21 protein-coding genes are annotated in these 19,797 nt (G+C 64.8%); 12 read left to right on the forward strand and 9 right to left on the reverse strand.

Annotation, left to right across the window (positions count from 1 at the left end; all coding sequences use genetic code 11):
• Positions 1–87: 87 nt before the first annotated feature.
• From BM244_RS12565 to secG, 3 genes are all read right to left on the reverse strand, one after another.
• On the reverse strand, positions 88–2,547 hold the full coding sequence (locus BM244_RS12565; protein WP_093399281.1) for a TonB-dependent receptor: 2,460 nt from the start codon (positions 2,545–2,547) through the stop codon (positions 88–90).
• Between the two features lie 250 nt (positions 2,548–2,797).
• A complete protein-coding gene (locus tag BM244_RS12570) occupies positions 2,798–4,432 on the reverse strand; it encodes a CTP synthase (RefSeq protein WP_093399282.1) in 1,635 nt (544 codons plus the stop codon).
• An 84-nt stretch (positions 4,433–4,516) separates the two neighbouring features.
• On the reverse strand, positions 4,517–4,912 hold the full coding sequence (gene secG, locus BM244_RS12575) for a preprotein translocase subunit SecG (protein ID WP_093399283.1): 396 nt from the start codon (positions 4,910–4,912) through the stop codon (positions 4,517–4,519).
• Between the two features lie 234 nt (positions 4,913–5,146).
• Here secG and BM244_RS12580 point away from each other — a divergent pair, with 234 nt between their 5' ends.
• The 8 genes from BM244_RS12580 (at position 5,147) to eda (ending at position 12,554) form a co-directional block, all read left to right on the forward strand.
• Positions 5,147–5,479: a MarR family transcriptional regulator gene (locus BM244_RS12580; RefSeq protein ID WP_056050858.1), complete on the forward strand. Its 333-nt coding sequence runs from the start codon at positions 5,147–5,149 to the stop codon at positions 5,477–5,479.
• The gene (locus tag BM244_RS12585; RefSeq protein ID WP_254784430.1) at positions 5,403–5,825 is read left to right on the forward strand and encodes an SH3 domain-containing protein; all 423 of its coding nucleotides are present in this window, start codon (positions 5,403–5,405) and stop codon (positions 5,823–5,825) included. Before BM244_RS12580 ends, BM244_RS12585 begins: the two co-directional genes overlap by 77 nt.
• Positions 5,822–6,745, forward strand: coding sequence for an N-acetyl-gamma-glutamyl-phosphate reductase (gene argC / locus BM244_RS12590; RefSeq protein ID WP_093399284.1), 924 nt, complete (start codon positions 5,822–5,824; stop codon positions 6,743–6,745). Before BM244_RS12585 ends, argC begins: the two co-directional genes overlap by 4 nt.
• A 45-nt stretch (positions 6,746–6,790) precedes the next feature.
• Positions 6,791–8,254, forward strand: coding sequence for a glucose-6-phosphate dehydrogenase (gene zwf, locus BM244_RS12595; protein WP_093399285.1), 1,464 nt, complete (start codon positions 6,791–6,793; stop codon positions 8,252–8,254).
• A 48-nt stretch (positions 8,255–8,302) separates the two neighbouring features.
• The gene (gene pgl, locus BM244_RS12600) at positions 8,303–9,007 is read left to right on the forward strand and encodes a 6-phosphogluconolactonase (protein WP_093399286.1); all 705 of its coding nucleotides are present in this window, start codon (positions 8,303–8,305) and stop codon (positions 9,005–9,007) included.
• 2 nt (positions 9,008–9,009) lie between these two features.
• On the forward strand, positions 9,010–10,824 hold the full coding sequence (gene edd, locus BM244_RS12605; RefSeq protein WP_093399287.1) for a phosphogluconate dehydratase: 1,815 nt from the start codon (positions 9,010–9,012) through the stop codon (positions 10,822–10,824).
• 156 nt (positions 10,825–10,980) lie between these two features.
• Complete coding sequence (gene glk / locus BM244_RS12610; RefSeq protein WP_093399288.1) at positions 10,981–11,949, forward strand: glucokinase; 969 nt, start codon at positions 10,981–10,983, stop codon at positions 11,947–11,949.
• Positions 11,946–12,554: a bifunctional 4-hydroxy-2-oxoglutarate aldolase/2-dehydro-3-deoxy-phosphogluconate aldolase gene (eda, locus tag BM244_RS12615; protein ID WP_093399289.1), complete on the forward strand. Its 609-nt coding sequence runs from the start codon at positions 11,946–11,948 to the stop codon at positions 12,552–12,554. Before glk ends, eda begins: the two co-directional genes overlap by 4 nt.
• 159 nt (positions 12,555–12,713) lie before the next feature.
• On the opposite strand, the gene mltG is transcribed toward eda, so the two are convergent.
• From mltG to fabD, 6 genes are all read right to left on the reverse strand, one after another.
• Positions 12,714–13,682, reverse strand: a complete 969-nt coding sequence (mltG, locus tag BM244_RS12620) for an endolytic transglycosylase MltG (RefSeq protein WP_093399290.1) — start codon at positions 13,680–13,682, stop codon at positions 12,714–12,716.
• Between the two features lie 70 nt (positions 13,683–13,752).
• On the reverse strand, positions 13,753–15,015 hold the full coding sequence (gene fabF / locus BM244_RS12625; protein WP_056050875.1) for a beta-ketoacyl-ACP synthase II: 1,263 nt from the start codon (positions 15,013–15,015) through the stop codon (positions 13,753–13,755).
• A 121-nt stretch (positions 15,016–15,136) separates the two neighbouring features.
• Positions 15,137–15,373 carry an acyl carrier protein gene (locus BM244_RS12630; RefSeq protein ID WP_031393971.1) on the reverse strand — a complete coding sequence of 79 codons (237 nt, stop codon included), beginning with the start codon at positions 15,371–15,373 and terminating at the stop codon, positions 15,137–15,139.
• Positions 15,374–15,450: 77 nt separating this feature from the next.
• Positions 15,451–16,191, reverse strand: coding sequence for a 3-oxoacyl-[acyl-carrier-protein] reductase (gene fabG / locus BM244_RS12635; RefSeq protein WP_093399291.1), 741 nt, complete (start codon positions 16,189–16,191; stop codon positions 15,451–15,453).
• A 5-nt stretch (positions 16,192–16,196) separates the two neighbouring features.
• Complete coding sequence (locus tag BM244_RS12640; RefSeq protein WP_093399292.1) at positions 16,197–16,625, reverse strand: GxxExxY protein; 429 nt, start codon at positions 16,623–16,625, stop codon at positions 16,197–16,199.
• Positions 16,626–16,658: 33 nt separating this feature from the next.
• Positions 16,659–17,618 carry an ACP S-malonyltransferase gene (gene fabD / locus BM244_RS12645; protein ID WP_093399293.1) on the reverse strand — a complete coding sequence of 320 codons (960 nt, stop codon included), beginning with the start codon at positions 17,616–17,618 and terminating at the stop codon, positions 16,659–16,661.
• 200 nt (positions 17,619–17,818) lie between these two features.
• On the opposite strand from fabD, the gene BM244_RS12650 reads away from it, so the two are divergent.
• The 4 genes from BM244_RS12650 (at position 17,819) to rplI (ending at position 19,605) form a co-directional block, all read left to right on the forward strand.
• On the forward strand, positions 17,819–18,175 hold the full coding sequence (locus BM244_RS12650; protein WP_093399562.1) for an RcnB family protein: 357 nt from the start codon (positions 17,819–17,821) through the stop codon (positions 18,173–18,175).
• Between the two features lie 160 nt (positions 18,176–18,335).
• Positions 18,336–18,770: a 30S ribosomal protein S6 gene (gene rpsF / locus BM244_RS12655; RefSeq protein ID WP_056050884.1), complete on the forward strand. Its 435-nt coding sequence runs from the start codon at positions 18,336–18,338 to the stop codon at positions 18,768–18,770.
• 2 nt (positions 18,771–18,772) lie between these two features.
• Positions 18,773–18,997 (forward strand): 30S ribosomal protein S18, encoded by a 225-nt coding sequence (gene rpsR / locus BM244_RS12660; RefSeq protein WP_031393978.1) that lies wholly within the window; start codon positions 18,773–18,775, stop codon positions 18,995–18,997.
• Between the two features lie 11 nt (positions 18,998–19,008).
• Complete coding sequence (rplI, locus tag BM244_RS12665) at positions 19,009–19,605, forward strand: 50S ribosomal protein L9 (RefSeq protein ID WP_056050886.1); 597 nt, start codon at positions 19,009–19,011, stop codon at positions 19,603–19,605.
• Positions 19,606–19,797 lie beyond the last annotated feature (192 nt).

Below are 19,797 nucleotides of genomic sequence, written 5' to 3' on the forward strand. Positions count from 1 at the left end.
AAGCTTCCGACTGCGACGCCCCTCCGGACCGTATTCAAGACTTATCGCGCCCAACATGAACCCGTCGTGACGACAGGCGCCTGACGATCAGAACGATCGCGATACGGTCAGCCCGTAGGTACGCGGATCGCCGGGCTGTCCGACGACAAGGCCGGTGCTGCCGGACTGGAGCGCGAGCACTTCGTAATAATTGCGGTCGAACGCGTTACGCAGCCAGCCGAACACGTTCCAGCTGTCCTTCGCCTTGAAACCCAGGCGGAAGTTGCTGAGCGCATAGCCCTTGATGTCGGTGTAGAGCGACCGCGACGGATTGGACGAGAAGGTCGATCGGTAGCTGCCGTCATAGCCGAGATATACCTGGCCATCGAGACCGCCGATCGTTGCCGGAAGGTCGTATTCGGCGCCGTAGGAGAACGCCCATTTCGACACGCCGGGCAAACGCTGACCAGAGATGTCACAGTTGGCCGGGCTATACGAAGGTGTCGTTGAAGTTCCCGCCTGACCAGCCGGACTCGCAGGATGCGTCGCATCGGCGGTAGTACCGCCGGACAGTTCGGGCGGGCACGGGGCATCGACGAACTTCACGTATTTAGCGTCGGTGAAGGCCCCGTTCGCGTAGACGCTGAACCGGTCGGTGGGGCGAAACGCCGAGTCGAATTCGAGTCCGCGGGTCCGCACCTTGCCCGCGTTGGCGAGATAGCCGCGCAACACGCCAAGCTGTCCGTTGGTGACGGTCGCCTGGTAATCGCTGATCTCGGTCCAGAACCCCGCAAGATTGAGCGTTAGCCGGCGATCCAGGAACTGCGTCTTCAGGCCAAGCTCGAAATGGTTGACCTTCTCGGGCTTCACCGTCGCGGCCGACAGGATCGGGTTGTTGCTGCCATCCAGCGGCAGGCCCGACAGGTTGATCCCGCCCGACTTGTAGCTGCGCGCGTAGGTCGCATAGGCGTGAATGTCGGAGGTCACGGTGTAGGCCGCCGTGATGTCACCCGACAGGTTCCAGTTGTCGAAATCGGGCTGGTAGCTCTGCGGGGCGAGCACCCCGCGCTGGTCGGCGGTCAGCGCGGTGCCGGTGCCGGTGCCGTTGGTGACGACCGAGACATAGTCGCCCTTCTTCTTGTCGTAGTTGAGCCGCAGGCCGGGCGCGATCTGGAACCGGTCGCCGACGTTCCAGGTCAGCTTGCCGAACAGCGCCGCGCTGGTGTTGGTGAAGCCAATCGTGTTGCGCGATGTCAGACCGTTCAGCGTCGCCGGATTCTTGCCGCCCGCGCTCGTCGGGTTGAGCAGGAATGCGCTCGCCGCCGGACCCTGAACCTGAAGTCCTTGGGTATCGATCGTTTGGTAGAAATAGAACGCACCCAGCACGTAATCGAGCGTGTGCTTGCCGTTCGAGGCGATCCGCAGTTCCTGGCTATACTGCGTCTGCTGCGACGGATTGGCGGAGACGGTAGTGATCGGCAGGCCGATGAAATCGCGATCGTTCGACGGATCCCAGTTCCAGAACCGCCACGCGCTGACCGACGTGATCGTCGACGCGCCAAGATCCAGATTGCCGAGCAGCGACACCCCGCCGAGTTCCTGCTTCGCGCGCAACGGCGTATCCACGTCGGTCAACCGGTCGAACGCGTTGGTCGACGGCACGACATAACCCTGCGCGGCGGCGAGTGCGGCATATTGCCGGGTAAGCGGCCGCTGTGTCGCGCCGGTTCGCGCATAATATTGCACGCAGCAATTTGGGTTCTGCTGGCCGTAGTCGCCCGACAAGGCGAGATCGAGCGTATCGGTCGGCTTCCAGTAGAGCTGTCCGCGGACGCTCTTGTTATCCTGAGCGTTGAGGTTCTTGCCGGTCACGACGTTGTGGATAGTGCCGTCACGCTCGGTCACCGACGCGGACAGCCGGATCGCGAGCTTGTCGGGGATCAGCGGGCCCGACACCGACGCCTTGGCCTGGATGAACTGATAGTTGCCGGTGGTGAGTTCGATCCGCGCCTCGGGCGTAAAGCTGGGCTTGCGAGTCGTTATGTTGATCGCGCCGGCTGTGGTGTTCTTGCCGTAGAGCGTGCCCTGGGGCCCGCGAAGAACCTCGATCCGCTCGGTATCGGTGAAGTCGAACGTCGCCGAGGCGATCCTGCTGTAATAGACTTGGTCAACATAGATGCCGACGCCCTGCTCGATCCCGTCGTTGGTCAGGCCGAACGGTGCACCCAGGCCGCGGATATTGGCGGCGGAATTGCGCGGGTTGGTCGAGTAGAATTGCAGCGTCGGCTGGAGCTGCGTCAGGCGGCTGACATTGTACGCGCCGGTCTCGGCAAGCGCGGTGCCACCGATGACGGACATGGCGATAGGTACCGTCTGCACCGTCTCGGCGCGGCGTCGGGCGGTGACGACAATATCGCCGCCGCCTCCTTGCTGCTGGTTACCCAAGCGACCACTTGCCTGCTCGCCGGTCGGTTGAGCGGCAGGCGTTTGCGGAGCGGTCGACTGGTCTGACGGCGTGGAAACGGTAGCGACCTGACCGGCCAGCAGCAGCGCAAGCGTTAGCGACATGGATATTTTCCCCTGAACCTTGCCGCGCAAAGTCTATTAATTCAGGGGATGTTCAATGCAGGCATGTCTTGGGGCAGAGAAAGACGCGCTTGTTGGTGCGGTCGGATGGTTCGCAGGTAGTGAGTCGATGCCGTCAACCCAGCCGTCGCGGCCCCTGTCTATTCGAACAGTGGCCCATCCCCGGCTTTCGCCGGGGAGGTATAAGCTATCCGAGATCGGCTTGTTCTGTCTTCCGTTGGCGAGTTTCGGTTCAGACCAGTCGGCTCTGCTTGACCGCGGCTTCGATGAAGCTCGCGAACAGGGGATGCGGGTCGAACGGCTTGGACTTCAGTTCCGGGTGGAACTGGACGCCAACGAACCAGGGGTGATCGGGGCGCTCGACGATCTCGGGGAGCGTGCCGTCGGGGGACATGCCGGAGAAGACGAGGCCGCCCTGTTCGAGCGCTTCCTTGTACCCCGTGTTGACCTCGTAGCGGTGACGATGACGCTCCGAGATTTCGGTGCCGCCATAGATCGAAGCGACGACGCTGTTGCCGGTGAGCTTCGCGTCATAGGCGCCGAGCCGCATCGTGCCGCCCATGTCGCCTTCCGCCGCACGCGTCTCGAGGCCTTCGCGGCCCATCCATTCGGTGATCATGCCGACCACCGGCTCGTCGGTCGGGCCGAACTCGGTCGACGACGCATTGGGGATGCCGGCGAGATCGCGTGCGCCCTCGACGCAGGCCATCTGCATCCCGAAGCAGATACCGAAATACGGGATCTTCCGTTCTCGAGCGAACTTCACGGAGGCGATCTTACCCTCCGCGCCGCGCTCGCCGAACGCGCCGGGGACGAGGATCGCGTCGCACGGCTCTAGCTGGCCGGCGATGTCGCTTTCGGCGTTCTCGAACAGCTCGGCATCGATCCAGCGGACGTTGACCTTCACACGATTCGCGATGCCGCCATGGACCAGCGCTTCATTGAGCGACTTGTATGCATCCTGGAGCCCGACATATTTGCCGACCACGCCGATCGTGACTTCGCCTTGCGGATTGGTCAGCCGATCCATGATCTCGGTCCAGCGCGACAGGTCGGGCGCCTCGGCGGGTTCGATCCCGAACGCGCGCAGCACTTCGATGTCGAGGCCTTCGCCGTGATACTGGAGCGGCACCGCGTAGATGCTCTTCGCGTCGAGCGCGGGAATGACCGCGCTGGCGGGAACGTTGCAGAACAGCGCGATCTTGGCGCGCTCCGACGGCGGCAGCGGATGTTCGCAGCGACAAACGAGCACGTCGGGCTGCACGCCCAAGGCGGCGAGTTCGCGGACCGAATGCTGGGTCGGCTTGGTCTTCAGCTCGCCGGCGGCGGCGATGTACGGCACCAGGGTCACGTGGATGCTGATCGCGTTGCCACGACCTTCCTCGTTCTTGAGCTGGCGAATCGCCTCGATGAACGGGAGCGATTCGATATCGCCGACGGTGCCGCCGATCTCGCAGAGGATGAAATCGATGCCGTCGGTCTCGGCGCGCGCGAACGCCTTGATCGCGTCGGTGACGTGCGGGATGACCTGCACGGTCGCGCCGAGATAATCGCCGCGACGCTCACGCGTGATGATCTGCTGGTAGATGCGTCCCGACGTGACGTTGTCCGACTGGCGAGAGGGAACGCCGGTGAAGCGCTCGTAATGGCCGAGATCGAGGTCGGTCTCGGCCCCGTCGTCGGTCACGTAGACCTCGCCGTGCTGATACGGCGACATCGTGCCGGGATCGACGTTAAGATACGGATCGAACTTCCGAATCCTGACGGTATACCCGCGTGCCTGGAGGAGAGCGGCAAGCGATGCCGCCATGAGACCTTTACCGAGCGACGAAACCACGCCCCCGGTGATGAAAATGTACCGAGCCATGGGAAGAGTCTCGTAGCGTGTGTTGGGGACGAACGACAAGAGCCCCGCGGATCACGCAGGGCCTTTTATCGGCGAATGGAGTATTTAGCGGGCGAGCGGGACCGCGGAATTGTCGGCGGGCGTGGCAGTGCCAGCGGGAACGCCGGCATTCTCGGCACCGCCAGCGAACGGAGCCGCATCACCCTTGGGCTGCGCAGTCGGAACGGAAGTCGCCGCCGCCGGCGTGCGGGCAAGCGACGTATCGATCGTGGTCGTCCGGTGATTCGCCGCGAGGACCGCAAGCAAGATCGAGAACAGCACGAACATCGTCGCGAGGACGCCGGTCGCGCGGGTCAGGAAATCGGCCGCGCCGCGTGCCGACATCAGGCCCGACGGACTGCCGCCCATGCCCAGACCGCCGCCTTCCGAGCGCTGCATGAGGATCACCGTGACGAGGGCGGCCGCGATGATCGCGTGGATGACGAGCAGAAAGGCGAACATTGCGCGGAAAACCCCGGAACTTTTGCGAAGGCGCGCACATAGGCGACGTCGCGGTTTCGATCAACCGCAACGCGGGCTCCGCATATCGCAAGCCAATCGCAAAACTACGGAAACATGACGTCCGGGCGGCGTTGTGAACCCGTAACGACGCCCATGACTGGGCATCGTGTTTATAAATTCAGATGGCGGATCAACGCTGTGGCATCAATGGCAGCCAATACCTTATCGACCTGGATGACCGCTCTGGTGGATTACGTCCGCTCGGGTGAACCCGATCTGACCAATCGTCAGATGGCACTTCTTCTGCTCGTTTATCTTAAACCGGGACCGCACACGGTGCGCGGCTTGGCGCGTGCGCTGAACGTATCGAAGCCGGTCGTCACGCGCGCCTTGAACAGATTGGGTGCCCTCGGCTATCTGCGCCGGCAACGCGATGATAGCGACAAGCGCAACATCTTCGTCGCGCGCACGACCGAAGGGGCAGATTTTCTTGAAGAGTTCGGGCAATTCATCGGCGACGGCCCCGCCCCTGCTGGTTCCAACGGGCGCGCAGCCGCTCACGCTTGAGCCGTTCGACGACCAGGCTCGCGCGAGCTTTTCGCTGACGGGCCGGTCGGTCGACCTCGACCCGCGGACCCACGCGGTTCGCCGCGATATCGCCGACATTCGCCTCGCCGAATACGTATTCGCTCCACACTATGCCGTGCCGATGATACGGCCCGTCGCGCGCACAGCTTTGTTGCGCAGCGGACGAGACGAAGCGAGCGATACGATGGTCGACCTCAACCCTGGCGACAGTTTCGAAGTGCTGGAAATTGCCGGTGTTTCGGCGTGGGGCGTTGCGCGCCCGAGCGGGCTGGTCGGCTATGTCGAGGCCGCTGCGCTCGATCTTTCGACGACGGACGCGGCATGACCACGGTCTTCATCGATGGCGCGGTCGGCACCACCGGCCTCGAGATCCGCGAACGGCTCGCCGGGCGGACCGACATCACGCTGGCGCTGTTGCCTGAGAATCGTCGCAAGGATCCGGCGGCACGGCGCGAGGCGCTGAACGATGCCGATTTCGTCATCCTCTGCCTGCCGGACGAAGCGTCGCGCGAAGCCGTCACGCTGATCGACAATGCGCGCACCCGCGTGATCGACGCATCCAGCGCACACCGCGTCGCTGCCGGCTGGACCTACGGCTTCCCTGAGTTGCCGGGCCAAGCGGATAAGGTCGCGACCGCGATGCGCGTGTCGAACCCCGGCTGCTACCCCACCGGTTTCCTCGCGCTTATCGCACCTCTGGTCGCGGCCGGTCTCATCCCCGCCGACCTCCCGCTGAGTGTCAACGCGACCTCTGGTTACTCGGGCGGTGGCAAGGCGATGATCGCGGCGTTCGAAAATGGCGAGCCGGCGACGGCCTTCCGCGCCTACGCGCTAGGCCTCGCGCACAAGCATATCGCAGAGATGACTCAGCATGCGGGCCTCACGCACGCGCCTATCTTCGCGCCTGCGGTGGCGAACACCTATCGCGGCATGGTCGTCGAAGTGCCGTTGCACCTCCACGCCCTGCCCGGCCGCCCCACGCTTGCGGCGATCGAAGACGTACTGCGCGCTGCGTTCGATGGCTCGAAGCTCGTCTCGGTTGCTCCCGGCGATATCGGCTCGGTTGATATCGAGGAGAACGCAGGCACCGATCGGCTGACGCTGCGGGTCTGCGGCAACGACGCGGTCGGCCATGCACGGCTGGTCGCAACGCTCGACAATCTGGGCAAGGGCGCCGGCGGTGCTGCGGTCCAGAACCTCAACATCATGGCCGGGGTCGATCCCGTAGCCGGCCTCGTTTTCTAGGACCGGCGTTCTTCGCCCGGCCCATCGGCAAATCCAGGAGCTTTCATGCACCGTAATCCCGTAGCCAAGCTGCTCCTGTTCGGCGCGACCGGCGATCTCGCACAGCGCATGCTGCTGCCGTCGCTTTATGGCCTGCACGCCGACGGCCTGCTGCCCGAGGAACTGACGATCACCGGTGCCGCGCGTCACGAGCATGACGACAAGGATTACCGCAAGTTCGCCAAGAAGGCGCTCGACGAGTTCCTGCCCGAGGATCGCAAGGACGAAAGCGCGATCGGGACGTTCCTCGACCGGATCTTCTACCAGCCGACCGACCTGTCCGATCCGGCGAGCTTCCAGCCGCTGGCGGACAAGATCGGCGATATCTCCGGCGGTCTGGCGATCTATCTGTCGACCGCGCCATCGCTGTTCGAAGCCGCGATCGAAGGGTTGCACAAGGTCGGGCTAGCAGGTGAAACCGTGCGCGTTGGGCTCGAGAAGCCACTCGGCTACGATCTGGAAACGAGCCGCGAGATCAACGATGCGGTCGCGAAGGCTTTCCCGGAAGATCGGACCTACCGGATCGATCATTACCTCGGCAAGGAAACCGTCCAGAACATCCTTGCGCTGCGCTTCGGCAACTCGTTCTTCGAGCCGGTGTGGAACGCGCAAGGCATCGACAACGTCCAGATCACGATCTCGGAGACGGTCGGGCTCGAAGAGCGCGCAGGCTATTACGAGACCGCCGGAGCGCTGCGCGACATGGTGGCCAACCACATGCTCCAGCTGCTCGCGCTGATCGCGATGGAGCCGCCCGCGCGTTTCGAGGGCACCGATGTCCGCGACGAGAAGTCTAAGGTTTTCCGGTCTTTGCGGCTGATCAAGCCTGAGGAAGTGCCGCACGTTACCGTCACCGGCCAGTACGGCGAAGGCGCGGTGAAGGGTAAGTTCGTCAAGAGCTACTCGGACGAACTCGGCCAACCATCGACCACCGAGACGTTCGTCGCGATCAAGGCGCATGTCGACAACTGGCGCTGGCAGGGCGTGCCGTTCTACCTTCGCACCGGCAAGCGCATGGCGACGCGCCGCAGCGAGATCGCGATCCAGTTCAAGGCGGTCCCGCACTCGATGTTCGCGGGGCGTGGCGGGCTGTTGCAGCCCAACATGCTGATCATCCGCCTCCAGCCCGAGGAATATATCCAGCTGCTGGTGATGGCGAAGGAGCCGGGGCTCGACCGCGAGGGCGTCCGCCTCCGCGAAGTGCCGCTGAACCTGAGCATGGATGCCGAGTTCGCGGGCTCGCGTCGACGGATCGCCTATGAGCGGCTGCTGCTCGACCTGATCGAGGGCGACCAGACTCTGTTCGTGCGGCGTGACGAGGTCGAGGCGCAATGGACTTGGATCGACGCGATCCGCGAGGGCTGGAAGGCCAACGCGATGAAGCCCAAGAGCTATGCGTCGGGTAGCTGGGGTCCATCGGCCGCGATCGCGCTGACCGAGCGCGACGGCGTGACCTGGCAGGACGACTGAGTTTTCGGGGAGGGATACCCCTCCCAAAGGTTTTCAAGGAAAGATCGAATGACCGAAATCGAATGGTGGGATTACGAGGATTCCGACGAGCTCGCCAACGCAGTCGCGGGCGATATCCAGTTCGTCATCGAGAGTGCGCTCGACGCGCGCGGCTCGGCGGTAATCGCGCTGGCGGGCGGCAAGACGCCGATGGCCGCGTATGAGAAGCTCGCCCAGGCGAAGCTCGACTGGAAGAAGGTCACGATCATCCCCGGCGACGAGCGGATCGTGAAGCTCGGCGATCCGCTGTCCAACGTAACCGCGCTGGCGAAGATCTTCCTGCCCAAGGGTGCGCGCGTGAAGCCGATCGTCCCCGAGGCGATGTCCGACTACAAGGCGGCCGGTCGCTCGGCGGATGCTCTGATGCAGGACCTGCACTGGCCGCTTGACTTCTGTCTGCTCGGCATGGGTGGCGACGGGCATACCGCGTCGATCTTCCCCGGCCCCGATTACGACGAGGCGCTGAGCGGTCCCAAGGAGCGTCGTGCGCTCGGCGTGATGCCGGATCCACTGCCGCCCGAGGCGCCGCTGGCGCGCGTGACGCTGTCGGCGGCGGCGATCGCTTCGTCGAAGGCGCTGATGATCATGATCACCGGCGCCGCGAAGAAGAAAGTGCTCGAGCAGGCGATCGAACAGGGACCGTCGTCGTCCTACCCGATCGGCCGCGTGCTCGCCGAGGTCGAGCTCCCGGTCGACGTGCACTGGGCGCCGTGACGATGCTCAACGCCGTCGTCTCCGCGGTGACCGACCGGATCATCGAACGCTCGCGCGACAGCCGCGCCGCCTACCTCGCGCTGATCGAGCGCGAGGCGGCGGCACAGGTCCGACGTCCGGGTCTGGGCTGTGCGAACCTCGCGCACGCCTATGCCGGGACCGAGGAAGATCGCGACGCGATGAAGGCCGATGCCGGCATGAACATCGGCATCGTTACCGCGTACAACGACATGCTGTCGGCTCACGCAGTCTATTATCGCTACCCCGAACTGATGAAGATCTGGGCGCGCGAAGCGGGTGCGACGGCGCAGGTCGCTGGCGGCGTGCCGGCGATGTGCGACGGCGTGACGCAGGGCTATCCAGGCATGGAGCTATCGCTGTTCAGCCGCGATACGATCGCGCTGAGCACCGCGATCGCCCTATCGCACGGGACGTTCGAGGGCGCCGCGCTGCTCGGCATCTGCGACAAGATCGTACCCGGCCTGCTGATGGGCGCGCTGCGCTTCGGGCACCTGCCGATGGTGCTGATCCCCGGCGGGCCGATGCCGACCGGCTTGCCGAACAAGGCCAAGGCGGCGGTCCGCGAGAAGTTCGCGGAAGGGCTGGTCGGGCGCGACGAGCTGCTCGAAGCCGAAATCGGTGCGTATCATTCGAAGGGCACGTGCACCTTCTACGGCACCGCCAACACCAACCAGATGATGATGGAGGTGATGGGCCTCCACATGCCGGGTGCGGCGTTCGTCAATCCGGGCACCAAGCTGCGCCAGGAACTGACGCGGGCGGCGGTGCACCGGCTGGCGAAGATCGGCGCGCGCGGCGATTCGTACCGGCCGCTCGGGCATTGCGTCGACGAGAAGGCGATTGTGAACGCCGCGGTCGGCTTGCTCGCGACCGGCGGCTCGACCAACCATCTGCTCCACGTGCCAGCGATCGCTCGCGCGGCGGGGATCATCATCGACTGGGAGGATTTCGACCGCCTCTCCTGCGCGGTCCCGCTGATCGCGCGCGTCTATCCCAACGGTTCGGCGGACGTGAACGCGTTCGAGGCGGCCGGGGGCATGCCCTATGTGATCCGCGAACTGCTCGGCGAAGGCCTGCTGCACGGCGACATCATGACGATCGGTGGCGACGACCTGTCGGCCTACGCGAAGACTGCGGTCGTCGAGGGCGATACGCTCGGCTGGCGCGATACGCCGGATAGCGGCGACGAGACGATCCTCCGTCCAGCAACCGCACCGTTCTCGCCGGATGGCGGCATGCGGATCCTCGCGGGCAATATCGGCCGCGCGTGCATCAAGGTGTCGGCGGTCGAGCGCGAGCGCTGGATCGTCGAGGCGCCCGCGATGGTGTTCGACGACCAGCTCGACGTGATCGAGGCGTTCAAGCGCGGCGAGCTGGAGAAGGACGTCGTCGTCGTCGTCCGCTTCCAGGGGCCGCGCGCGAACGGGATGCCTGAACTGCACAAGCTGACGCCGCCCTTGGGGGTGTTGCAGAATCGTGGGTTCAAGGTTGCGCTGGTCACCGATGGGCGGATGTCGGGGGCGAGCGGGAAAGTGCCGTGCGCGATCCATTGCTCGCCCGAAGCGCTCCTCGACGGTGCGATCGGGTTGATCCGCGATGGCGACATGATCCGGGTGGACGCGGTCAACGGTACGCTCGAGGCACTGGTCGACGCAGATGTGTGGGCGACGCGCAAGATAGTCGCGATACCGCCGCCGGTCAGTGGCATGGGCCGCGAGTTGTTCGGCATGTTCCGCGGGCTTGCCGACGAGGCCGAGAAGGGCGCGTCGGCGATGCTGGCGGGGGCTGGGCTTTAAAAAGTCGCACACGCCGCCGTCGCCGCAGCCACACCCCCGTCATCCCGGCGAAAGCCGGGACCTCGCTCCACAGGGACGGACGATGCGGCTTGAGATCCCAGCTTTCGCCGGGATGACGGCGGTGGTGGTAATAATAAAAATCGGACGGAGGACGACATGGAAATCGTAGCGGCAGATATCGGCGGAACGCACGCCCGCTTCGCGATCGCCGAGGTCGAGAACGGGCGCGTCGTGTCGCTCGGCGAGCCGGCGACGCTCAAGACCGCGGATCACGCGTCGCTCCAGACCGCGTACCAGGCATTCGAGGCCGGGCTCGGCCGACCTCTCCCCCGCGCGCTGGCGATCGCGGTCGCGTCGCCGGTCGCGAACGACGTGATCCGGCTGACTAACAATCCGTGGATCATCCGCAAATCGCTGATCACCGAGCGGCTGAAGGCGGACCAATGGGTGGTCGTCAACGATTTCGGCGCGGTCGGCCATGCCGTCGCACAGGTGCCGAGCAGCGACTTCATCCACCTTTGCGGGCCGGATACGCCGCTGCCGTCCGAGGGCATCACAACGATCTGCGGACCCGGCACCGGGCTCGGCGTCGCGCAGCTGCTGCGACGCAAGGACGGTTACCAGGTCCTCGAAACCGAGGGCGGCCACATGGACTTTGCTCCGCTCGACGGGATCGAGGATGCTTTGCTCAAACGCCTGCGGAAGACCTTCACGCGCGTTTCGGCCGAGCGCGTCGTTGCTGGCCCCGGCATCGTTGCGATCTACGAGACGCTTGCTGCACTGGAGGGCCGCGCGGTGCCGAGCCACGACGACAAGACGATCTGGACCGAGGCGATCGACGGCACGGATTCGATCGCGCTCGCCGCGCTCGACCGGTTCTGCCTCGCGCTCGGCGCGGTCGCGGGCGATCTCGCGCTTGCACAGGGCGCGAAGGCGGTCGTGATCGCGGGCGGCCTCGGCTTCCGGATCAAGGATCGCCTGATCCGCTCGGGCTTCGACCAGCGCTTCGTCGCCAAGGGCCGTTTCCAGACGATGATGGCGGCAATGCCCGTCAAGCTCATCACCCATCCCCAGCCCGGCCTGTTCGGCGCCGCGGCCGCCTTCGCACAGGAACACACCCAATGACCGCAACTATCGCAGACATCATGCAGACCAGCGCCGTCATCCCGGTACTGGTGATCGAGGACGCCGCGCTCGCACGACCGCTCGCCGAGGCTCTCGTTGCCGGCGGCCTGCGCGTGCTCGAGGTGACGTTACGCACCGGCGCCGCGCTGGAGGCGATCGCCGAGATGAAGAAGGTGCCGGGCGCGATCGTTGGCGCAGGCACCGTCGTCAACACGCAGCAGTTCGCGCAGGTCCGCGATGCGGGCGCCGAGTTCATCGTGTCGCCGGGGCTGACCGAACGCCTCGCCATGCCGATCATCGAGAGCGGTATTCCGTTCCTGCCCGGAATCGCCAATGCGGCGGATATCATGACCGGACTCGACCTGGGCCTGACGCACTTCAAGTTCTTTCCGGCCGAAGCGAATGGCGGGTTGAAGGCGCTCAAGGCTCTGGCCGCCCCGTTCTATCAGTGCAGCTTCTGCCCGACGGGCGGGATCACCGAAGCCAGCGCGCCCGAGTGGCTGGCGTTCAAGCCGGTGCTCTGTGTTGGCGGGAGCTGGGTGACCGGCGGGACGATGGCCGAAATCGAGATCAAGGCGCGCGCGGCTAACGCGCTGCGGGGGTAACTCCTCCCCGGCACGGGGAGGGGGACCGCGACGCGTAGCGGCGGGGTGGAGGGGGAGCGCCACGAGCGTACCGCCTGCCGTAGTCGCCACTGCTGGTACGCTCGCGGTAAGCCCCCTCCACCATCCTGCGGATGGTCCCCCTCCCCGTTCCGGGGAGGATTACATCTCGCCGCGGGCTTTGCGGATGGCGTACCATTTCTTCACGTTGGCGTTGTGTTCGGCCAGCGTGTTCGCGAACACGTGGCCGCCGGTGCCGTCTGCTACGAAGTACAGCGCCTGGGTCTGTGTCGGGTCGAGCACCGCGTCGATCGAGGCGCGGCCCGGGTTGGCGATCGGACCGACCGGTAGGCCGGCTTCGGCATAGGTGTTGTAGCCATTCCTCGCATGCAGTTCCGACCGCAGGATACGGCGGCCCAGCGGACGCCCCTTGGTGATCGGGTAGATCACGGTCGGGTCGGCCTGGAGCGGCATACCGTTGCGAAGACGGTTGGCGTAGACCGCGGCGACGGTGCGGCGTTCGGAGGGCTTGCCGGTCTCCTTCTCGACGATCGAGGCGAGGATGATCGCCTGTTCGGGCGTCGTCACCGCGATACCGGGCTTGCGCGCCGCCCAGGCGGTGGCGAGGTAGGTCTTCATCGCCGCCTGCATCCGCGTGACGACCGAGGCGCGGGTGTCGCCGGCCTGGAAGGCGTAGCTGTCGGGGAGAATTGAGCCTTCAGCCGGAACGGGCACGGTGCCGGTCAGGCCGTCCGCCCTCGCCAGCGCGTCGTGGACGAGGACAGAAGGATAGCCTTCGGGGACGACGACGAGGCGCTGGACGACCTTGCCGCCCTGCATCAGTTTCAGGATGTCGGACTGGCTGGTGTGTGGCGCGATGCGGTATTCGCCGGCCTTGATCGGGTCGCCCGAGCCGAACACGCGGGCGTAGAGGCGGAAACGGCGGGCCGAGGGGATCGCACCGGCCTTTTCGAGTTCGGTGGCAGCGCCAGCCAGCGTGCTGCCTTCGCCGATCTGTATGGTCAGCGTGCGGGCCGCTGGGCCTGCCCCGCCCCAGCCTTGTACGACCAGGAACAGCGCTACGACTGCCACCAGGCCGATGATCAATCCGAAACAGCCAACCTTGCGCATTGGTACTCCTTGGATCCCCGCGAAGGCGGGGACCCAGTCTAGGCCCCCGCCTCCGCGGGGGAACAAGCTATTATCGGACCTTCGTCATAACCAGCGACGCGTTGGTGCCGCCGAAGCCGAACGAGTTGTTCAGCACCGCGCGTACTTCACGCTTCTTGGCGACATGCGGGACAAGGTCGACCCCCACGCAGCTGTCGCTCGGATTGTCGAGGTTCAGCGTCGGCGGGACGATCTGGTCGCGCAGCGCGAGGATGCAGAAGATGCTCTCGACCGCGCCGGCACCGCCAAGCAGATGGCCGATCGCCGACTTGGTCGACGACATCGACAGACCCGAGATCGCATCGCCGAACAGACGGCGCACAGCTCCGAGCTCGAGCTCGTCACCGAGCGGCGTCGAGGTGCCGTGTGCGTTGATGTAGTCGATGTCCTCGAGCTTGAGGCCCGACTTCTTGATCGCCATCTGCATCGAGCGGAACGCACCGTCGCCTTCCGGATGCGGCGCCGTCACATGGTATGCGTCGCCTGACAGGCCGTAGCCGATCACCTCGGCATACATCTTCGCGCCGCGTGCCTTGGCATGCTCGTATTCCTCGAGCACCAGCACGCCGGCGCCCTCACCCATCACGAAGCCGTCGCGGTCCTTGTCATACGGACGCGAGGCCTTTTCTGGCGAATCGTTGAAGTTGGTCGACAACGCGCGGGCCTGTGCGAACCCGGCGATGCCGAGTGGGCAGACCGTACCCTCCGCGCCGCCCGCGAGCATCACGTCGGCGTCGTCCATCGCGATCATCCGCGCTGCATCGCCAATGGCGTGCGCGCCGGTCGAACAGGCGGTGACGACCGCGTGATTCGGACCGCGCAGACCGTATTTGATCGAGACCTGACCCGAGATCAGGTTGATCAGCCGGCCATGGACGAAGTGCGGCGAGACGCGGCGCGGGCCCTTGGTGTGGAGGACGATCGATTCGCTCTCGATACCCGGCAGGCCGCCAATGCCCGAGCCGATCGAGACGCCGGCACGCCAGCTCTCTTCGAGCGTCATTTCGGTGAGACCAGCGTCTTCCAAGGCCTGGCCAGCCGCATCGATGCCGTAGATGATGAACGGATCGACCTGACGCTGGACCTTGTGATCGACGCGCTTGCCAGGATCGAAGCCATATTCGTGGTCGGCCGGCTTCACCTCGCAGGCGATGCGGCACACCTGATCCGACGCGTCGAAGCGCGTGATCGGCCCCGCGCCCGACTTGCCGGCGAGGATATTCGCCCAGGCCGTTTCAACATCCGCCCCCAAGGGGGTGACCAGGCCTAGCCCGGTTACGACGACACGCCGCATGGCTTCAAACTCCGTCTGCTCTCAAAACGAAACGGCTCCCCGCCCTCTTTGCCCAAGGACGGGGAGCCGCTCAAATCACACCCTTCAGGGCAGGTCCAAAGTTTTGAACCCTAGACCCTGATCAGGCCTTGTGCTCGTCGATGTAAGTGATGGCGTCCTTGACGGTCGCAATCTTCTCGGCGGCATCATCGGGGATCTCGACACCGAATTCTTCCTCGAACGCCATGACGAGTTCGACGATGTCGAGGCTGTCTGCGCCCAGGTCGTCGATGAAGCTCGCGTCCTCGGTCACCTTGTCGGCTTCGACGCCGAGATGCTCGACGACGATCTTCTTCACGCGGTCAGCTGTCTCGCTCATGGTAGTTCCCTCTTCAAATCTGGGGGTTTTCGGTATTTCCTGAACGCACCTAGAACGCGGTAGTTCAGCGCGCAAGTTCAGATCATCGCCATCCCGCCGTTCACGTGCACGGTTTGTCCCGTGACGTACCCGGCTTCACGGCTGGCGAGGTACACGATCGCCGCGCCGATGTCTGCGCCTTCGCCAAGCCGACCGGCCGGAATCTTTGCGGTGAGCGCGGTCTTCTGCGCGTCGGGCAGCGCGTCGGTCATCGGCGAGGTGATGAAACCGGGCGCGACGCAATTGACGGTGATGCCGCGGCTGGCGAGCTCCTGCGCCATCGATTTCGACATGCCGATCAGGCCGGCCTTCGATGCGGCGTAATTGGCCTGGCCGGGGTTGCCGGTGACGCCGACGATCGAGGTGACCGAGATCATCCGGCCGAACCTTGCCTTCATCATCGGCTTGGCAGCGGCGCGCATGAGGCGGAACGCGGCTTCGAGATTGACGCGGATGACGCTGTCCCACTCGTCGTCCTTCATCCGCATCGCGAGATTGTCGCGGGTGACGCCGGCGTTGTTGACGAGGATGTCGAGCTTGCCGCCGAGTGCTTCGACGGCTTGCGAGACGAGAGCGTCGACTGCGGCGGCGTCGGAGAGGTTGCACGGGAGCGCCACATGGTCGCCACCGAGGCTGGCGCGGAAGGCTTCGAGCTTGTCGGCGTTTGAGCCGGATACGGCCAGGCGCGCGCCTTGTGCGGCGAGGGCCTTGGCGATCTCGGACCCGATCCCGCCGGATGCCCCGGTGACGAGGGCGGTCATGCCTGTGAGGTCGAACATTTTGGTCAGTCTCCAAGAAGGTTGTTCACGCGGAGACGCGGAGCCGCGGAGGGGCGATGGTCGTTTACGATCCGTCGCACTCCCTCTTTCAGCGTTGCGCCACCGAAGTTGATCAGCAGCCCTACGGGCTGGTGAGTTAGGCGTAGGTAGGTCAGCAGTTGTTTGCCGTGCGCGGCGTTCAGTTGCTCTACCGATTTGATTTCGACCAGAAGGCGTTCGTCGACGAGTAGATCGATTCTGAAGGCCGCTTCGAAGCGCATGCCGTCAAACTCGATGTCTACCGGTCGCTGCCGCGCCACGTGGTAACCCAGACTGGCAAGCTTACCCGCCAAGACCAGTTCGTAGACGCTTTCAAGGAGACCCGGACCTAGCTCGCGATGGATGCGAAGTGAGAGATCGAGCACATCGCCACTGATCTGATCGATTTCTCTCAAATCTTCTCTCCGCGGCTCCGCGTCTCCGCGTGATCACATCTTCTTCACGAGTTCCTCGATGTCGTCCATCGTGATGACGCTGGCGGTCTCAACGTCGGGGGTGATGCGCTTGACCATCGGGCTGAGCACCTTGCCTCCGAATTCGACGAAGTGCCCGACGCCCGCAGCGTGCATCGCCAACACCGACTCGCGCCAGCGGACCATGCCGGTTACCTGTTGCACCAGCAGGTGACGGATTGCGCCTGGGTCGGCGACTGCGGTGGCATCTACGTTGGCGAAGACGGGAACGAGGGGCGCGCGGAGGTCGGCATCCAGGAGGGCGGCTTCCATGGCTTCGGCGGCGGGCTGCATCAGCGGGCAGTGGAAAGGGGCGGATACGGGGAGTAGCACCGCACGCTTGGCGCCGAGGTCCTTGGCAAGTGCGATCGCCTTTTCGATGGCGAGGCGGTGGCCGGAGATGACGACCTGCGACGGATCATTGTCGTTGGCGACGGTGCAGATCAGTTCGGGGCCGCCTTCCGCGAGGATCGCGTCGACTGCGGCTCCGGCGATCAGCTGCGCCTTTTCGAGGTCGGTGCCGAGCAACGCTGCCATCGCGCCCTCGCCTACCGGTACCGCCGCCTGCATCGCGCGGCCGCGGAGTTTCAGGAGGCGGGCGGTGGTCGACAGGTCGAGCGCACCGGCGGCGCACAAGGCGGTGTATTCGCCGAGGCTGTGGCCGGCGACGTAGTCGGCCTTGTCGGCGAGGCGGATGCCGCCTTCCTTCTCGGCGACGCGCAAGGTCGCGATCGCGTTCGCCATGATCGCAGGCTGCGCGTTCTCGGTGAGGAGGAGGTCGTCCGCCGGCCCTTCGCTCATCAGGCGGAACAGGTGCTGGCCGAGCGCCTCGTCGACTTCGGCGAAGACCTCGCGGGCGGTGGCACTGGCGTCGGCGAGCGCCTTGCCCATGCCGACAGACTGGCTCCCCTGGCCGGGGAAGATGAACGCGCGCATGGCCTCTCCTCTGTGTTGGGTCTTCGTTTGAGCGCGGGGCCTATAAAGGTGCGCGTCGAGTTGCAACCTGAACGAACCCCGCGGCCTTGCGACAATATGCGACCATTTCGCCGACCTTGCGACAATCGCCTGCGACAATCGGCTCCCAGATTATGGACGACGCCGCAGCAACGGCGCCGTGTTTCAAACGGGAGATTATCATGAAGAAGTTCATCCTCAGCGCGCTTGCCGCCACGCTCGTCGCCAGCCCGCTGCTCGCCGCCGCGCCTGCCGAAGCGCAGCAGCGTCGCGAAGTCACCACCGTGCGCCACAACGACAACGGCCGCACCGTCGTCACCAAGCGCACCGTTGTCCGCACGCCGCAGTATCGCAACTGGCGCGCTGGCCAGCGCTTCGATCGTCGCCAGGCCCAGAACTACCGGGTCATCACGACGTACCGCAACTATCGCCTCGCCGCTCCGCCGCGTGGCAGCCAGTGGGTCCGCTCGGGCAACGACGCACTGCTGATCAACGGTCGCGGCAACGTGGTCCAGGTTCGTGGCGGCGCGTTCCAGTAACATCTACCATTACCTTGCCTTTCCCCGATAAACGGGTAAGGCCCTCTGCAACCGGGGTGAGAGATTCGCGTCTCTCGCCCCTGTTTGCATTCTAGACGACAGCCGGAGGGGTGCACGCATGGGGCGTGTATCAGCGATCGGCCAAGACGAAGGACAAGACATGGCTCTTTACGAGCACGTGTTCCTTGCGCGCCAGGATCTGGCACAAGCGCAGGTGGACGCACTGGCGGAAATCGCCACCAAGATCGTGAACGACAACGAAGGTCGGGTCGTAAAGACCGAGAACTGGGGCCTGCGTTCGCTGGCGTACAAGATCGCCAAGAACCGCAAGGCGCACTATGTCATGCTCGAGATCGATGCCCCGGGCAGCGTGATCGCAGAGCTGGAGCGCCAGACCCAGATCAACGAAGACATCATCCGTTACATGACGGTCAAGGTCGACACCCTCGAAGAGGGCCCGACCGTGATGATGCGCAAGCAGGATCGTGACCGCGAGCGTCGTGGCGACCGTGAAGGTGGCCGTGAGGGCCGTCCCGATCGTGGCGATCGTCCGGACCGTGGTCCCCGTCGTGACCGCGAAGAGGGAGCTGAATAATCATGGCACGTCCATTCTTCCGCCGCCGCAAGAGCTGCCCGTTCTCCGCCAAAGACGCTCCCCGGATCGACTATAAGGACGTCCGGTTGCTGCAGGGCTTCGTGTCCGAGCGTGGCAAGATCGTCCCGTCGCGTATCACTTCGGTGGCCGCAAAGAAGCAGCGCGAACTGGCCCAGGCCATCAAGCGTGCGCGTCATCTGGGCTTGCTGCCCTACATCGTTAAGTAAGGAGCGCCCACATGGACGTCATTCTGCTTGAGCGCGTCGAAAAGCTTGGTGCTATCGGCGACGTGGTGAAGGTCAAGGACGGTTACGCACGTAACTTCCTGCTTCCCAACAAGAAGGCGCTTCGTTCGAACGAAGCCAACCGCAAGGTGTTCGAGTCGAACCGTGCGAAGATCGAATCGGACAACGCATCGCGTCGCAGCGATGCCGAGACCGAAGCGAAGACCTTCAACGACGCAACCGTGACCCTGATCCGTCAGGCGTCGAACACCGGTCAGCTCTACGGTTCGGTCGCGGTTCGCGATCTGGTCGATGCGCTGGTGGCCGATGGTCACAAGGTCGGCAAGTCGGCGATCGTGCTCGACAAGCCGATCAAGGCGATCGGTGTCTACACCGTCAAGGTATCGCTGCACCCCGAGGTGTCGGTGGCCGTCAAGGTCAACGTCGCCCGCTCGCCTGAAGAGGCCGAGATGCAGGCTTCGGGCGTCGACGTGATGTCGTCGATGTTCGAGCGCGACGAGGCTGGCTTCGTCGAGGATTACGATCCGAACGCAGAGCCCGGCGCGACCGCCGAAGCTCCTCGCGACCAGGAGGAAGAGGCGCAGGGTTGATCCCTTCGCTTCCCTTCTAGCCGATACTGAAAAGGCCCGCCCGGAGCGATCCGGGCGGGCCTTTTCTTTTGTGCTTTTGCGACGGGTGTCAGGGGCAGGTTACGCAGGCGCCGATCATGGCTGCGAACGGGATGAGGGCGCAGAGAATGGGGACTAGGTGTTTCATGACCGGGTGACTCTTGGGGGTGTTAT

This window comes from Sphingomonas sp. OK281 (assembly GCF_900115295.1).
Taxonomy (GTDB): domain Bacteria; phylum Pseudomonadota; class Alphaproteobacteria; order Sphingomonadales; family Sphingomonadaceae; genus Sphingomonas.

Coding starts and splice junctions, on each gene's coding strand:
- glk (WP_093399288.1), top strand. CDS start 10,981: ATGGAAATCGTAGCGGCAGATATCGGCGGAACGCACGCCCGCTTCGCG.
- zwf (WP_093399285.1), top strand. CDS start 6,791: ATGCACCGTAATCCCGTAGCCAAGCTGCTCCTGTTCGGCGCGACCGGC.
- BM244_RS12570 (WP_093399282.1), bottom strand. CDS start 4,432: ATGGCTCGGTACATTTTCATCACCGGGGGCGTGGTTTCGTCGCTCGGT.
- eda (WP_093399289.1), top strand. CDS start 11,946: ATGACCGCAACTATCGCAGACATCATGCAGACCAGCGCCGTCATCCCG.
- BM244_RS12580 (WP_056050858.1), top strand. CDS start 5,147: ATGACCGCTCTGGTGGATTACGTCCGCTCGGGTGAACCCGATCTGACC.
- rpsR (WP_031393978.1), top strand. CDS start 18,773: ATGGCACGTCCATTCTTCCGCCGCCGCAAGAGCTGCCCGTTCTCCGCC.
- mltG (WP_093399290.1), bottom strand. CDS start 13,682: ATGCGCAAGGTTGGCTGTTTCGGATTGATCATCGGCCTGGTGGCAGTC.
- fabF (WP_056050875.1), bottom strand. CDS start 15,015: ATGCGGCGTGTCGTCGTAACCGGGCTAGGCCTGGTCACCCCCTTGGGG.
- rpsF (WP_056050884.1), top strand. CDS start 18,336: ATGGCTCTTTACGAGCACGTGTTCCTTGCGCGCCAGGATCTGGCACAA.
- edd (WP_093399287.1), top strand. CDS start 9,010: ATGCTCAACGCCGTCGTCTCCGCGGTGACCGACCGGATCATCGAACGC.
- fabG (WP_093399291.1), bottom strand. CDS start 16,191: ATGTTCGACCTCACAGGCATGACCGCCCTCGTCACCGGGGCATCCGGC.
- BM244_RS12630 (WP_031393971.1), bottom strand. CDS start 15,373: ATGAGCGAGACAGCTGACCGCGTGAAGAAGATCGTCGTCGAGCATCTC.
- pgl (WP_093399286.1), top strand. CDS start 8,303: ATGACCGAAATCGAATGGTGGGATTACGAGGATTCCGACGAGCTCGCC.
- secG (WP_093399283.1), bottom strand. CDS start 4,912: ATGTTCGCCTTTCTGCTCGTCATCCACGCGATCATCGCGGCCGCCCTC.
- rplI (WP_056050886.1), top strand. CDS start 19,009: ATGGACGTCATTCTGCTTGAGCGCGTCGAAAAGCTTGGTGCTATCGGC.
- argC (WP_093399284.1), top strand. CDS start 5,822: ATGACCACGGTCTTCATCGATGGCGCGGTCGGCACCACCGGCCTCGAG.
- BM244_RS12565 (WP_093399281.1), bottom strand. CDS start 2,547: ATGTCGCTAACGCTTGCGCTGCTGCTGGCCGGTCAGGTCGCTACCGTT.
- fabD (WP_093399293.1), bottom strand. CDS start 17,618: ATGCGCGCGTTCATCTTCCCCGGCCAGGGGAGCCAGTCTGTCGGCATG.
- BM244_RS12650 (WP_093399562.1), top strand. CDS start 17,819: ATGAAGAAGTTCATCCTCAGCGCGCTTGCCGCCACGCTCGTCGCCAGC.